Here is a 13,658-nt window from a genome sequence, read left to right as displayed (position 1 = left end):
CGATGTACCACTCGGTGGGCGACTGTTCGGACGACCCGTACCGCATCACGGTCTCGCCCGACCGGCTTGACCGGCAGCTCGGCTGGCTGCGCCGCCGGGGCCTGCGCGGGGTGAGCATGGCCGACCTGCTCGCGGCCCGCGCCCGGGGCGAGGGCCGGGACCTCGTGGGGCTGACCTTCGACGACGGGTACGCGGACTTCACCGACAACGCCCTTCCGGTGCTGCGGCGCTGGGGCTTCGGCGCCACCGTCTTCGTGCTCCCGGGCAGGCTGGGCGGCACGAACGAATGGGATCCGCTGGGCCCGCGCAAGCCGCTCCTCACCGCCGACGGCATCCGCAGGCTCGCCGACACCGAGGGCCTGGAGATCGCCTCGCACGGTCTCACCCATGTCGACCTCACCGAGGCGGACGACGCCCTGCTGGGCGCCGAGACCGGTGGCAGCCGGGCCCTGCTCTCCGAGCTGACGGGCCGCGAGGTCCTGGGCTTCTGCTACCCGTACGGGACCGTCGACCAGCGGGTCGCCGACGTGGTGCGCGCGGCCGGCTACGAGTACGCGTGCGCGATCGACCCCGGCCCGCTGACCGGCCCGTTCGCCCTCCCCCGCGTGCACATCGGCGAGAACGACACCTCCTGGCGGCTGCTGCTGAAGTACCGCCTCAACCGGCTCCGCCGCCGCCCGGTGCCCCTCGCGCCTGCGGAGCCCCTCCCCATCTCCGTGTCCCTGCCGTCCCCCGCGTCACCGGAGTCCCCGGTGAAGGAGACCCCGTGAAGGCCCTGCACGTCATCACCGGTCTCGGGGTGGGCGGGGCCGAGCAGCAACTGCGCCTCCTGGTCCGCCACCTGCCGGTCGACTGCGACGTGGTGACCCTCACCAACCCGGGCGCGGTGGCCGAGGACCTCACCGCGGACGGCGTACGCGTCATGCACCTCGGCATGCACGGCAACCGGGACCTTTCGGCGCTGCCGCGTCTCGTGCGCGAGATCCGCGGCGGCCGCTACGACGTCGTCCACACGCATCTCTACCGGGCCTGCGTCTACGGCAGGATCGCCGCGCGCCTGGCGGGTGTGCGGGCCGTCGTTGCCACCGAGCACTCGCTGGGCGACTCGCAGATGGAGGGCAGGCGGCTCACCGCGGGCGTCCGCGGGCTCTACCTGGCCAGCGAGCGCCTGGGGCGCGCGACGGTCGCCGTCTCGCCCACGGTCGCCGAGCGCCTGCGCCGCTGGGGCGTGCCCGGGCCGCGCATCGAGGTCGTACCGAACGGCATCGACGTGGCGCGCTTCCGCTTCGACGCGGCCCGGCGCGAGAGCACCCGGCGGCGGCTCGGGCTGCCGCAGGGCGCGTACGTCGTCGGGGGTGTCGGACGTCTGACGGCCACCAAGCGATTCGAGGTGCTCGTCCGGGCGCTGGCCGAACTCCCCGACGACGTCTGGCTGTTGCTGGTCGGCGGCGGCCCGGAGGAGAACGTCCTGCGGCGCACGGCACAGGCCGCGGGTGTCGCCGACCGGGTGCTGTTCACCGGCGAGCGCCCCAACACCGATGCCTCACAAGGCGGTTCGGGTCTCGATCTGCCCTCCCTGATAGGAGCCATGGACACGCTCGCCTCGCCCTGCGCGGAGGAGGCCTTCGGACTCGCCGTCGTGGAGGCCCTCGCTGCGGGGCTGCCCGTGCTCTACGTCTCCTGCCCGGCCGTCGACGACCTGCCGCCCGGCGCGGCCCCGTTCGCCCGGCGCGTCCAGGGCGGCGCGGACTCGTTCGTACGGGCCCTGCGGCAGGTCCGCGCCCAGGGCCCGGGGCCGCGCTCCGCGCCCGAGGCGGCCCACCACTACAGCATCGCCCGCAGTGCCGACCGGCTCATGGACATCTACACGGCCGCAACTCTGGGAGTGAGTTCCGCATGACCGAAAACCCCACTCGTACAACCGGCCGGCCGGTGACGGCACTTGTCCGCGCCAAGGGGCTTCCGCCCTGGTCCCTGCTGGCCGCGGGCGCCGCCCTCGGCGGCCTGCTCGGCGGCGCGTACGGCGAGCTGAAGACACCGCAGTACTCCGCCACGAGTTACGTCATCGCCGTCCCGACCGAGCAGTCGGACCCGACGGCGGCGCTCGGCTTCGCCCAGGCGTACGGCCGGGTCGCCACCCAGCTCGCGGTGCTCGGGGACGCCCAGGTGTGGGCGGGCGTACCGGTGTCGACGCTGCGCGAGAGCGTGCGGACGGCGACCTCGCCGGACGCCCCGATGGTCGCCGTGACCGCCACCTCCGCGCGCCCCGACCTGGCCGCGGACATGGCCAACGCCGTGTCGCGCTCGCTGACCCGGCACGCGAACTCCGCCGAGGACAGCACCCATGTGGAGCTGCTGCAGTTCTCCCGCGCGATGAAGCCCACCGAGGCGTCGTCGGCGTCCTCGACGGTGACCGGGCTGGTCGGCGCGAGCGCGGGCGGTCTGCTCGGCGGGCTGGTGCTGCTGGTCCGGCCGCGCCGGTCCTCGGACGTCCCGCCCACCCCGTCGGTACCGGGGCCCGCCACCGCCGCCGATGTCCACGGGCAGCTGTGAACAGCACGGTGACCGGTGCCGCGACCGGCGCGGCACGGACCGAACTGTGCACGGACGAGCGGGAGTTCGGCCGCCTCGCGGAGGAGTGGGGGCGGCTGTACCGGCGGTGCGGCGCGGCGACCCCGTTCCAGAGCCATGCCTGGCTGCACTCCTGGTGGCTCTCGTACGGAAGACCCGGGCGGCTGCGGCTCGTTCTCGTCCGCGAGGGCGGTGAGCTGGTCGCCGCCGCCCCGCTGATGCTCGTACGGCAGCCGTGGCCGGCCCTGGTGCCGCTCGGCGGGTCGATCTCCGACTTCGGGGATGTGCTCATCGAGGACGGCGAGCGGGCCGACCTGGCGGCCGCCGGCCTCGCCGAGGGGCTCGCCACCGCCGCGCGCACCGCGCTGATCGACTTCCGCGAGGTACGGCCCGGCGGCGCGGTGGAGCGGGTCTACGCGAGCTGGCGCGGGCCGCGTCGGCGCGTACGGGACTCGCTGTGTCTGGAGCTGCCCGGCGCGTCGATGGACGATCTGATCGGACGGCTCGCGACGGCCAAGGCCCAGCAGCGGGTCCGCGCCAAGCTGCGCAAACTCACCTCGCTGGGTGTCGAGCGGCGTGCCGTGCGCCCCGACGAGGTGGGCGCGGCCCTGCGCCGGCTCCTGGAACTGCACCGGCTCCAGTGGCAGGGCCGCAAGGTGACCACCGAGCATCTGCAGGAGCGGTTCGCCGAGCATCTGGTCCGGTCGGTGGGGCCGATGGTCGACGCCGGGGACGCGGTGGTGACCGAGTTCCGGCTGGGCGACACCGTGATGGCGGTCGATCTGACGCTGCTGTCACGGCAGTTGGCGGGCGGCTATCTGTACGGCGCGCATCCGCAGCTGCGCGAGCGGAAGGCGGACGTGGCGACGATGCTGCTGCACGCCTGTGCCCAGCACACCGAGGCGGGCGGGCGCCGGGTGCTGAGCCTGCTGCGGGGCAACGAGCCCTACAAGCACCACTGGCGGCCCCAGCCCGTCGTCAACCAGCGCTTCCTGCTCGCCCGGCGGCGGACGGCCCCGCTGATGTCGGCGGCCGTCTGTGACGTGGCCGCCCGCAGCCGGGGCAAGGAACTGCTCGACCGCTTCCACGGCTGGAGGGAACGCGGTGGCGGCAGGCCGTGACCGACCCGCCGCCACCGCCCCGTCGGCGGTCGCCCGCTCAGCGGTGGCGCGACCACCAGTCGAAGCGCAGGCAGAGCTTCCCGCCGAGCCAGTACTCGACCCAGTCGCCCAGCTCCAGCGGCGAGCAGTTCGGCGGGTTCAGCGGCGTCGGCTTGGGCACCGGGGTCGGTGCGGTCGGCTTCGGCGCCGGGTCGGTGGGCTTGGGCAGCGGTGTCGTGTCGGTGCGGCCGAAGAGCGCCGCCCGGTAGATCTCGGACGCCTTGGGGTTGTCCCTGCACTGCCACACGCCGTGCGGGCAGTAGTCGGTGAGCGTGTTGTACAGCGGCTTGTGCTCGTCCATCCACGCGAGCATGCGCCTCATGTACGTCGGGTTGTCGCCGTTGCGGAAGAGCCCCCACTCCGGATAGGAAATCGGCTTTCCGTGGGCCTTCGCGAAGTCGACGTGCGCCTGAAGTCCGTAGGGCTCCGACACGGCCTCGTCGAATGACTGGCCCCGCGGCTGGTCGTACGAATCCATGCCGATGATGTCGACCGTGTCGTCGCCCGGATAGCACTGGGTCCAGGGAATGGCGTCCCGGCCGCGGTTCGGCGCGAAGTCGAACCGGAATTTCTGCCCCGGCACCGCCCGCATGGTGGTGACGATTCTCTTCCAGTACTTCTTCCAGGCCTCCGGGTCGGGCCCGCAGCGATGGGTGTACGTCATGCCGTTCATTTCCCAGCCGAGCACGATGACGGTGTCGGGCGCCTCCAGGTCGACCAGCCGCTCGGCGAGCCGGCGGAAGTGGTGGTCGAAGTCCCCGGCCGCGCCGCGGCGCAGCTGGAAGCGGACCTCCGCGTCCGAGACGTTCTCCTCGTTGCGCTCCAGCATGGGGACGTTGAGGACGAAGAGCCGGTCGTCCTCGTCCGCCCGCCAGTCCGCCCAGGTGTCCAGGAAGCCGGGCAGGCCCTCGATGTTGCTCCAGCGGTCGCCGGGCAGATACGTGTGCGCCACGCGCAGGTCGGCGCCGCCCAGCCAGCGGCTGAGCTCGGCGATCCGGGCCACGCCACGGGGGCCGTAGTCCAGGTAGGCGCCGAAGGCGGGGCCTCCGGCCGCCTTCGAGGGCGTCGCGGTCGGGGCCGTCGTCGCGGTCGCCGCCGGGGTGAGAGGCCCCGCCGGTGCCACGGGTGCGACGACGGCGGAGGGAGCGGTCGGCGTCGGAGCCGGCGGATCCCCCACCCCCGCGCCCACGGCGTACCCCGGCCCCGAGGCGAGGGCGGCCGACGCGACGAGTCCGGCGGTGAGTGCGGCGGTGGCATAAGCCAGCCGTCTGGTTCGGGTCCGTTGCAGTGGGGCCATGTCCGCTCCTCGCGCTCCTTTTCCACCGTCCACTGACACCCAGTCACATAAATGTGCAATGCGCCAACCGGGCCGGGCAACCGGGGAAATCCCGGATCACCCGCACGAGTGAGACATCAGAAGAGACAACAGAAGAGACCTCAAGGAAATATGCCCATGTCGCCCTTCGACACCCGTGTTCCCGCCGTACTTCTGCGAATCGACCGGAATCCCTTTCACCACGGAACGCTGGGAGCCGTACGCTCCCTCGGCCGGGCCGGAATCGACGTTCACGTGGTCGCCGATTCCACCGGAAGTCCGGTGCGCAGATCGCGCTTTGTCCACCGCATGCATCCGCCGCCCGCACCCGACGCCTCACCCGCCGACATCGCGCTGGCGTTGCGCCGAGTGGCGGCCCGGGTGTCCCGTCCCGCCGTACTGATCCCAATGGATGACGCGAGCGCGGTCGCGGTGGACCGGATGCGGGACGCTCTCGCGCCCCGCTATCTGCTTCCCCTCTCCCCCGCCGGTCTCGCCGAACGCGTTGCGGACAAGGCGGAACTGGCCGCCCTGTGCGAGGCCGCGGACATCCCGCACCCGCCGACACTCGTGCCCGACACCCCGGCACAGGCGACCGCGGCCGTCCGGCGGCTCGGGCTCCCCGTGGTCGCGAAGTGGAGCCGCCCCTGGCTGCTGCCCACGGGTACGGACCTGCGCAGCACGGCGGTCCTGCGCTCGGCGCAGGAGGCCAACACGCTGTGCCGCCGCGCCGAGGAGGCGGGCAGCAGGCTGCTCCTCCAGGCGTTCCTGCCACCGGCACCCGACCAGGACTGGTTCTTCCACGGGTACGCGGACCGGTCCGGGGCGGTGTGCGGCGGCGGCCCGGGCCGCAAGCTGCGCGCCTGGCCGCGCGGGGCCGGACTGACCGCGGTGGGCCGCTGGACCCCGAACCCCACCGTGCAGGTGCTGGCGGAACGGCTCGTGTCGGCGCTCGGCTACCGCGGCATCTTCGACCTGGACTTCCGCCGCGAACACACCACGGGCGCGTACCACCTGCTCGACTTCAATCCGCGGCCCGGCGCCCAGTTCCGGCTCTTCGCGGACGGGTCGGGGCTCGACGTGGTGCGCGCGCTGCACCTGGATCTGACCCACCGTCCGCTGCCGCCGCCCGCCCCGCTGCCCGGCCGCACCTTCGTGGCGGAGAACTACGCGCCGCTCGCCGCGCTCGGCTCCGGCACCGAGCGGGCCTGGCACGCCCGGGACGACCTCGCGCCCGGCGCCGCCCTGTGGACGCTGTGGTCCCGCCATGTGGGCCGCCGCGTGCTGCACCGCGCCCGCCGGACCCCGGCCGCACCGGCAGCCGACGCCCGGATCGTCCGGCAGACGGCCCGCCGCGACGCCAACCCCCTGTCCGACGACGAGAAAGCGAGCAGTTACTGATGTACGACCTGCTGGTGGTGGGGGCCGGTCCCTACGGTCTGTCCATCGCCTCCCACGCCGCGGCGGCCGGCCTGAGCCTGCGCGTGTTCGGCCGGCCGATGGCGTCCTGGCGCGACCACATGCCCCGCGGCATGTTCCTCAAGTCGGAGCCGTGGGCGTCCAACCTCTCTGACCCCGAGGGCCGTCTGCGCCTGGACACCTACTGCGCGGAACAGGGCGTACGGGCCCGGCACGGGGAGCCCGTCCCGGTCGAGATGTTCGCCTCGTACGGACTGTGGTTCGCGCGGCACGCGGTCCCCGAGGTCGACGAGCGCATGGTGACCGGGATCCACCCCTGCCTCGGCGGCTTCGAGGCGGTCCTGGAGGACGGCAGGAGCGTCCGCGCGCGAACGGTCGCCCTGGCGGTCGGCGTCCTGCCCTTCACCGAAGTACCCGCTGTTTACGATGAGTTGGGCCCCGAGCATGTCTCGCACAGCAGCGACCACGGCGACCTCGACCGTTTCCGCGGCAAGGACGTGACGGTCATCGGCGGCGGCCAGGCGGCCCTGGAGACGGCCGCCCTGCTCGCCGAACAGGGCACCCGCGTCCGGGTGATCGCCCGCGCCGGCGGACTCCGGTGGAACGACGTGCCCCCGCCCTGGGACCGCCCCTGGTGGCAGTCGGCCCGCGCCCCGCACAGCGGCCTGGGCTGCGGCTGGCGCAACTGGTTCTACGCCGAACGCCCCGACACCTTCCGCGCCCTCCCCGAGGCCACCCGCACCCGGGTCGCCGCCACGGCACTGGGCCCCGCGGGCGCCTGGTGGATCCGCGACCGGGTCGAACCGGCCGTCGAGCTGCTGCTGGGCCAGGAGGTCGCGGCGGCCTACCCGGCCCAGGGCGCCGTACGCCTCGAAACGCTGTCCCGCTCCGGCGAGTTGACCTCCCTGGACACCGAACACGTCATCGCGGCAACGGGGTTCAGGGCGACCCGCGACCGCCTGGACCTGCTGCCAGAGGACGTACGCGGGACCCTGGCCGCGTCACCCGACGGATCCCCTTGCGTAGGGCGGGAGTTCGAGTCCTCCTGCCCCGGCCTCTTCCTGGCGGGCCTGGTCACGGCCTCCGGCTTCGGCCCCGCCATGCGCTTCGTGCACGGCGCCTCGTTCACTGCCCGGACCCTCGTACGAGGGGTGCGGCGCCGGCTGCGTACGGGGCCGGCCCGGGTGCCCGTGCCCGGCGCCCGGGAGCGGCGCGGGGTGCTCGGGGCGGCGGGTCACTGACCGTGCGGGTGCCGGGCGCGAGGCGTCCGGCACCCGACGCGTCACCACTGACGGGACGCGACCCGGCTTCGTCGGTACAGCACCGCTCCACCGACCAGCAGCCCCGCACTCAGAGCCGAGGCCGCGAGCAGCCCGTCACTGCCGGTCTGCGCCAACTGCGGCGCCCCGGCCCCCGGCCCCGGAGGGGTCGCGGCGGACGGCACACTCGCCGAAGGAGTCACGGCAGGCGGCACGGCTGCCGGAGGGGTTGCGGCCGGAGGAGTCGTGACCCGAGGAGTCGTGGTCGGCGGCACGCTCACCGGCGGAGTCGTGACAGGTGGGGTCGTCGCGGGCGGGGTGGTGACAGGTGGGGTCCTGGTCGGTGGTGCGGCGGTGGGAGGCGCAGTCGTCGGCGGGGCCGTGACAGGCGGAGTACTGGTCGGTGGCGGGGTGGTGGGGGCGCCGTTGTCGGCGGGGTGGCCGTCGGCGGCGTGGTGGTGGGAGGCGTGGAAGCAGGCGGCGCCGAAGTGGGCGGCGCGGAAGTGGGCGGAGTGCTCGGCGGCTTCGTAGGCGGCGTGGTCGGGGGCTTGATGGGAGGCGCGGTCGGGGGCTCGGCAGGTGGTGCGGCCGGTGGCGTGCTCGGGGGCCTGGTCGGCGGGGTGTCGTCGCCGTAGCCCCCGGGACCATGACCCTGCGGGCCGTCGTGCTGCGGGCCATGGCCCTGCGGACCGTCGTTGTGCGGGCCGTTGTTGTGCGGGCCGTGGCTCTGCGGGCCGTGGCCCTGCGGGCCGTTGTCACGCGGGCCATGGCCCTTCGGACCGCTGTGGTGTGCGCACTTGTTGCCGAACGCCGGGTTCAGCAGGGCGACCACGTCCACGGTGTTGCCGCACGCGTTCACCGGAACGTCCACCAGCACGTGCGCGTTGTTGCCCGAGGCGACGCCGGGCGAGTTGTGCGTCCCGCCATGCGTGGAGGAACCACCGCCGTGGTGACCGGAACCACCACCGTGCCCGGGACCGCCGTGGTGCCCGGAACCGTGGCGGCCCGAGTCCTGGTAACCGGAGCCGTAACCATCGTCCGAGCCATAGCCGTGATCCGGGCCGTAGCCGTAGCCGAAGTCCGAGCCATGACCGTCATCGGAGCCATGGCCGTAGTCCGAGCCGTAGTCGGAGCCGTAACGGTCGTCCGAGCCGTAGCCGGACTGAGCCGCATGCCTGGGTGTGTCCGGCTTTCTGTGCTTGCCCGTGCCCGGGGCGCTGCCGCAGGAGTTGCCGAACGTCGGGTTGAGGCCGGCCGCGGCGTCCACGGAGTTGCCGCACGCGTTGACCGGGACGTTCACCGGCGCCTGCACGCTGTTGCCGGACAGCAGGCCGGGCGAGTCCGCTGCGACCCCGTTCGCGTTCGTGTCGGCGAACGCCTGGGGGGTGTACAGGGACATGAAGCTCGTCGCGGCGGCGGCCACGACCATTCCCCTGCTCAGGGTCTGTCGCAATCTCGTTGTCTTCTCTGCTGGTAGAAGTGGGAAAGCCGGCCTTGGCGCCGAAAGGCAGTCCAAGGCCGGCGTGACACAGCCGGTCGGCTGGTGCGTTACGACGTCAGTCGTTGACGCACTCGTTGCCGAACGCCGGGTTCAGCAGGCCGATCACGTTGATCGAGTTGCCGCACACGTTGACGGGAATGTGGACGGGAACCTGGATCACGTTGCCCGAGAGGACACCCGGCGAGCCCACGGCGGCACCGTGCGCCTCGGAGTCGGCGAAGGCCGGGGCGGCCATTCCCATGGCCATGATCGCGCCGGCTACGACGACGGCACTCTTCTTGTGCTTCACGTACTTCCCTTTCTCTGCGGTCATGCCCCTATGACGGCCGAAACCGGACGAGCCCAGCCTGAACGGCTCGCACCATGACCTGCGGGCTGTAGAACGAGGGGAAGGGGGCCGAAGAAACTACAGAAAGTGCGGCTCACCGGTAATTCACCCGAACGCTCCGCGTGGATTCAACAGGCGAAACGTAACTGCCATAAGGGAAGACCAGCGTAAGAACCGACAGAGAACAAAAACAGAAAATAATGCCAAAGAGCCCGGGCACCCCCTGCGCGAAGAGCGAAGGGGATGCCCGGGCATCCTTTGTGACGGTGGATCAGCTGCGGTCGGCGCCGTTGCCGGAGAGCACCGGGATGTTGTCCACGAGGTGCGACAGCGGCTCGTCACCCTTGGCCTGGGTCGAGTTCTCGGCGCACTGCTGGTTCTGCGGGGCCGAGAGGACCGGCACGTCCTGCAGGACGGTGACCGGGACGAAGATGCCGATGAGCGAGGCCGCGTTGGCCTTGACCGGCAGGCCGACACAGAGCTTGTTCAGCGAGCCCTGGACCAGCGAGGCCTGGGGGCTCAGGTCGCCGCCGGTCTTCGCGTTGCCGTACGCCTGCTCGGCGTGGTTGCCGTTGGCGGTGGTGACGCCGTCGTCGTTCCCGATGGCAAGCGCCTGGGGGGCTGCCGCCGCCGAGACGCCGACGACAGAAGCGGCGACCGCCGCCGTGGCCATTGCCTTCTTGAGCATTTCTCCGGTCCTTTCCTGGCAGAGACACATGTTCCTGCTTTCGCATCAACCGGAAGCGGCGCCATTGGTTTCGTACCGTCACCCGGTTGGCCCGTTCGGCACCCCGGAATTCACGGAATCCCTCGCGCGCGCGCACCGTACAAACGGGCTTCCCAAATGGGCCATCGGAGTGAATCGGAGCAACTATGCGGGCCGGGGGCAGTTGTCCAGGTCGCTCCGGTGGACGGGGTTACTCCAGAAGGGACCAGCAAGTGATCAAGAAGGTTATGGCTGCAGCGGCGGTCGCCGCTTCCGTCGCCGGTGTTTCGGCTGCCGCCGCGCCCCAGGCGATGGCGATCGGCAACGACGGTGGCGTCACCACCGCCAATGGCAACCACGCCGCGCAGGTCTACGGCAACCAGGCGACGTACGGGGACATGAGCCCCCAGATGGCGCTCATCCAGGGCTCGCTGAACAAGCCCTGCATCGGCCTGCCGGCCAAGGCGAACCTGGCGTCGCTCGCCGGTCTGGTGCCGATCACCGTCGCCCAGGACGTGCCGATCCTGTCGGCCCCGCAGAACCAGCAGTGCACCGAGAACTCCACCCAGGCCAAGGGCGACGAGCCGCTGTCGCACATCCTCTCCAACATCCCGGTGCTCTCCGGCAACGGCGCCGACCGCAGCTGACCTGCCGCACCTCGCAGCGGACCGCCGGTCTCACGGCGGTCCGCTGCCCCTCTCACGTCCTCACGTCTTACGGCGGCGCGCGCAACTTCGGTCCCGAGGAACCCCCTGGGCCAATCGGGGCAAACCCCGCAACCGCACCGTCCACCGCACTGTTGATCGTTATGCGGCTCCGTAACGGGGCCATTCTCCGAAAGGGAACGAACATGAAGAAGCTGATGGCGACCGCGGCCATTGCCGCCTCTGTCGCCGGTCTGTCGGCCGCCGGCGCGCCCCAGGCGCTGGCCATCGGCAACGACGACGGCGTCACCACCGCCAACGGCAACGGTTCCGTCCAGAAGTACGGCAACCAGGCGACGCACGGCAAGATGAGCCCCCAGCTCTCGCTCGTGCAGGGCTCCCTGAACAAGCCCTGTGTCGGTCTGCCGGTCAAGGCCAACCTGGCCTCGCTCATCGGCGCCGTGCCGATCACCGTCCTGCAGGACGTGCCGATCCTGTCGGCCCCGCAGAACCAGCAGTGCACCGAGAACTCCACCCAGGCCAAGGGCGACGAGCCGCTGTCGCACATCCTGGACAACATCCCGGTGCTCTCGGGCAACGGCGCCGACCGCAGCTGATCTCCGCAGCGGCGCGAACAGCGGGTCACCCCTCGTGGGTGGCCCGCTGTTCCCATGCCCGGCCCAGCAGCCGTTCCCGGCCCCGGCCACCGTGCCCGGGTCTCGCCCTCCGAGCCGCGGTCTCAGTCGCCGTACAGCGCCTCGATCTCCTTGGCGTACGCGGCGGTCACCGCGTGGCGCTTGATCTTCAGGGACGGGGTGAGCAGACCGTTCTCCTCGGTGAACTCGCCTTCCACCAGGGCGAATTCACGGATCGACTCCGCGCGGGAGACGGCCTGGTTCGCGTGGTCGACGACCTTCTGGACGTCGGCGCGAATGCGGGGGTCATGGACGAGCTCGGCGACCGGGGTGTCCGCGGGCATCCCGCGGACGTAGAGCCAGTGGGTGAGGTCCTCCCGGTCCAGGGTGATCAGGGCGGCGACATAGGGGCGGTTGTCTCCGACGACGACGCACTGGCCGACCGGGGGCCGGCTGCGCAGACGGTCCTCCAGGACGGCCGGGGAAACGTTCTTGCCGCCGGAGGTGACGAGGATGTCCTTCTTGCGCCCGGTGATGGTCAGATAGCCGTCCTCGTCGAGGTCACCAAGATCGCCGGTCGCGAACCACTCCTCGGTCAGGACGGCGTCGGTGGCGGCCTGGTTGTTCCAGTAGGCGCCGAAGACGATCCCGCCCTTGATGAGCACCTCACCGTCGTCGGCGATACGGATCGAGGTGCCGGGTACCGGGAGGCCGACCGTGCCGGGCCTGGGCTTGAGGGGCGGGACGATCGTCGCCGCGGCGGTGGTCTCGGTCAGGCCGTAGCCCTCGTAGACGATGATGCCGGCGGCGTAGAAGAAGAGGTTGAGGTCGCGGTCGAGCGGGGAGCCGCCGCTGATGGCGTAGCGCGTGCGGCCACCGATCTCCTTGCGGATGCGGCGGTAGACCAGCAGGTCGTACAGGGCCCAGGCGGCGTACAGGCCGGGGCCGGGGCCCTTGCCGCGGCCGAGGAACCGGTCGAGGTGCGCCTCGCCGAAGCGGACGGCGATCCGGTGCGCGCGGTCGAAGGAGGCGGCGCGGCCGATCCGTTCGGCGGTGGCGCGGCCGGTGCCGTGGATCTTCTCGAAGAGATACGGCACGCCGACCAGGAAGGTGGGCCGGAACTCCCGTAGCGCCGGGCGGAGTTCGTCGGGCTTGATGCTGGGGCAGTGGCCCAGTTCGATACGGGCCATCAGACAGGCGATCTGGAGGGTGCGCCCCAGGATGTGGGCGAGCGGAAGAAAGAGGAGCGTCGAGGCGATCTGGCTGGTGACCTCCTTGAAGACGGGGTGCAGCAGCTCGACCGTGTTCGCGGCCTCGGCGTGCAGGTTGGCATGCGTGAGGACACAGCCCTTGGGCCGCCCGGTGGTGCCGGAGGTGTAACAGATCGTCGCGACGGTGTCGGGAGTCAGAGCGGCACGCCGCCTGGTCACCTCATCCTCGGCGATACCGCCGCCCAGAACGGTCAGGTCGGAGATCGCTCCCTCGTCGATCTGCCACACATGTGGGGGATCGGGGTGGTCGGCCGTGCCGGCCGCGACCGCCGCAGCGTTCTCGGGGGTCTCGACAACAACGAAGCGGGCGTCCGAATCACGGACGATCCACTCGATCTGCTCGGGTGACGACGTGGCGTACACGGGCACGCTCCGGCCGCCCGCCGCCCAGATCGCGAAGTCGAGAAGCGTCCACTCGTAGCGCGTACGGGACATGACCGCGACGCGGCCGCCCGGTTCGAGGCCGGCCGCGACCAACCCCTTGGCGACGGCGGTGACTTCGCGGGCGAAGACGGCCGCGGTCACCGACTGCCAGGTGCCGTGCTCCCTGCGGCGGAGGACCACGGCGTGCGGAGCCTCGGCCGCGTTGGTGAAGGGCAGATCGGCGATGCTGCCGGTGGCGGCCTTCGCGGCGAGGGCCGGCATGCGCGCCTCTCGGACGACTCCGTGGTGGTCCCTGGTGATCTCGACCTTGGCACGGTCCGCCAGATCGCTGCGCTTCTTCGCCCGTTTCAGGTCCTTGCGTACGCCCATGACAGCTCCCGGTCGCGGCTCGCGTTACGCGGTGGCGCGTACTTACTTCCGGGTCAACTTACTCACGCGTAGGGGAATTTCAACCCGCTTGGAGAT

At 71.7% G+C, this 13,658-nt stretch carries 13 protein-coding genes; 8 read left to right on the top strand and 5 right to left on the bottom strand.

The features are described from left to right. Window positions 1–2 precede the first annotated feature (2 nt). From JEQ17_RS30155 to JEQ17_RS30140, 4 genes are read left to right on the top strand one after another with little or no spacing between them, the layout of a single operon-like run. Window positions 3–770, top strand: coding sequence for a polysaccharide deacetylase family protein (locus tag JEQ17_RS30155; protein WP_200401803.1), 768 nt, complete (start codon window positions 3–5; stop codon window positions 768–770). Further along, window positions 767–1,900: a glycosyltransferase gene (locus JEQ17_RS30150; RefSeq protein WP_200398082.1), complete on the top strand. Its 1,134-nt coding sequence runs from the start codon at window positions 767–769 to the stop codon at window positions 1,898–1,900. The genes JEQ17_RS30155 and JEQ17_RS30150 overlap by 4 nt, the downstream gene beginning before the upstream one ends. Then, window positions 1,897–2,553, top strand: coding sequence for a YveK family protein (locus JEQ17_RS30145; protein WP_200398081.1), 657 nt, complete (start codon window positions 1,897–1,899; stop codon window positions 2,551–2,553). Before JEQ17_RS30150 ends, JEQ17_RS30145 begins: the two co-directional genes overlap by 4 nt. Then, window positions 2,550–3,692, top strand: coding sequence for a GNAT family N-acetyltransferase (locus JEQ17_RS30140; protein WP_234048422.1), 1,143 nt, complete (start codon window positions 2,550–2,552; stop codon window positions 3,690–3,692). Before JEQ17_RS30145 ends, JEQ17_RS30140 begins: the two co-directional genes overlap by 4 nt. 37 nt (window positions 3,693–3,729) lie before the next feature. Here JEQ17_RS30140 and JEQ17_RS30135 read toward each other — a convergent pair whose 3' ends face one another. Next, window positions 3,730–5,028, bottom strand: coding sequence for a glycoside hydrolase family 26 protein (locus tag JEQ17_RS30135; protein ID WP_200398080.1), 1,299 nt, complete (start codon window positions 5,026–5,028; stop codon window positions 3,730–3,732). Between the two features lie 156 nt (window positions 5,029–5,184). Between JEQ17_RS30135 and JEQ17_RS30130 the strand changes: the two genes are divergently transcribed. Together JEQ17_RS30130 and JEQ17_RS30125 are read left to right on the top strand one after the other, a co-directional pair. Further along, the gene (locus JEQ17_RS30130; protein ID WP_200398079.1) at window positions 5,185–6,447 is read left to right on the top strand and encodes a carboxylate--amine ligase; all 1,263 of its coding nucleotides are present in this window, start codon (window positions 5,185–5,187) and stop codon (window positions 6,445–6,447) included. Beyond that, a complete protein-coding gene (locus JEQ17_RS30125) occupies window positions 6,447–7,706 on the top strand; it encodes an NAD(P)-binding domain-containing protein (protein WP_200398078.1) in 1,260 nt (419 codons plus the stop codon). Before JEQ17_RS30130 ends, JEQ17_RS30125 begins: the two co-directional genes overlap by 1 nt. A 295-nt stretch (window positions 7,707–8,001) precedes the next feature. Here the strand turns inward: JEQ17_RS30125 and JEQ17_RS50745 are convergent, their stop codons facing one another. The 3 genes from JEQ17_RS50745 to JEQ17_RS30110 form a co-directional block, all read right to left on the bottom strand. Next, window positions 8,002–9,177 (bottom strand): chaplin, encoded by a 1,176-nt coding sequence (locus JEQ17_RS50745; RefSeq protein WP_234048421.1) that lies wholly within the window; start codon window positions 9,175–9,177, stop codon window positions 8,002–8,004. A gap of 103 nt (window positions 9,178–9,280) precedes the next feature. Next, a complete protein-coding gene (locus tag JEQ17_RS30115) occupies window positions 9,281–9,538 on the bottom strand; it encodes a chaplin (RefSeq protein WP_200398077.1) in 258 nt (85 codons plus the stop codon). A gap of 286 nt (window positions 9,539–9,824) precedes the next feature. After that, the gene (locus JEQ17_RS30110; RefSeq protein ID WP_200398076.1) at window positions 9,825–10,241 is read right to left on the bottom strand and encodes a rodlin; all 417 of its coding nucleotides are present in this window, start codon (window positions 10,239–10,241) and stop codon (window positions 9,825–9,827) included. Window positions 10,242–10,492: 251 nt separating this feature from the next. On the opposite strand from JEQ17_RS30110, the gene JEQ17_RS30105 reads away from it, so the two are divergent. After that, window positions 10,493–10,906, top strand: coding sequence for a rodlin (locus tag JEQ17_RS30105; protein ID WP_200398075.1), 414 nt, complete (start codon window positions 10,493–10,495; stop codon window positions 10,904–10,906). 203 nt (window positions 10,907–11,109) lie between these two features. Then, window positions 11,110–11,520 (top strand): rodlin, encoded by a 411-nt coding sequence (locus tag JEQ17_RS30100; protein ID WP_055614979.1) that lies wholly within the window; start codon window positions 11,110–11,112, stop codon window positions 11,518–11,520. 122 nt (window positions 11,521–11,642) lie between these two features. Here JEQ17_RS30100 and JEQ17_RS30095 read toward each other — a convergent pair whose 3' ends face one another. Further along, window positions 11,643–13,562: an AMP-dependent synthetase/ligase gene (locus JEQ17_RS30095; protein WP_200398074.1), complete on the bottom strand. Its 1,920-nt coding sequence runs from the start codon at window positions 13,560–13,562 to the stop codon at window positions 11,643–11,645. Window positions 13,563–13,658 lie beyond the last annotated feature (96 nt).

This window comes from Streptomyces liliifuscus (assembly GCF_016598615.1).
In the GTDB taxonomy this organism is placed as follows: Bacteria; Actinomycetota; Actinomycetes; order Streptomycetales; family Streptomycetaceae; genus Streptomyces; species Streptomyces liliifuscus.
Note: the sequence above shows the minus strand (reverse complement) of the source record. Positions and strands in the feature narration are given on the sequence as shown.

Bases quoted from the DNA above. Each gene is read 5' to 3' on its own strand.
- JEQ17_RS30155 (WP_200401803.1), top strand. From the start codon at position 3: ATGTACCACTCGGTGGGCGACTGTTCGGACGACCCGTACCGCATCACG.
- JEQ17_RS30145 (WP_200398081.1), top strand. From the start codon at position 1,897: ATGACCGAAAACCCCACTCGTACAACCGGCCGGCCGGTGACGGCACTT.
- JEQ17_RS30135 (WP_200398080.1), bottom strand. From the start codon at position 5,028: ATGGCCCCACTGCAACGGACCCGAACCAGACGGCTGGCTTATGCCACC.
- JEQ17_RS30130 (WP_200398079.1), top strand. From the start codon at position 5,185: ATGTCGCCCTTCGACACCCGTGTTCCCGCCGTACTTCTGCGAATCGAC.
- JEQ17_RS30125 (WP_200398078.1), top strand. From the start codon at position 6,447: ATGTACGACCTGCTGGTGGTGGGGGCCGGTCCCTACGGTCTGTCCATC.
- JEQ17_RS30115 (WP_200398077.1), bottom strand. From the start codon at position 9,538: ATGACCGCAGAGAAAGGGAAGTACGTGAAGCACAAGAAGAGTGCCGTC.
- JEQ17_RS30110 (WP_200398076.1), bottom strand. From the start codon at position 10,241: ATGCTCAAGAAGGCAATGGCCACGGCGGCGGTCGCCGCTTCTGTCGTC.
- JEQ17_RS30100 (WP_055614979.1), top strand. From the start codon at position 11,110: ATGAAGAAGCTGATGGCGACCGCGGCCATTGCCGCCTCTGTCGCCGGT.
- JEQ17_RS30095 (WP_200398074.1), bottom strand. From the start codon at position 13,562: ATGGGCGTACGCAAGGACCTGAAACGGGCGAAGAAGCGCAGCGATCTG.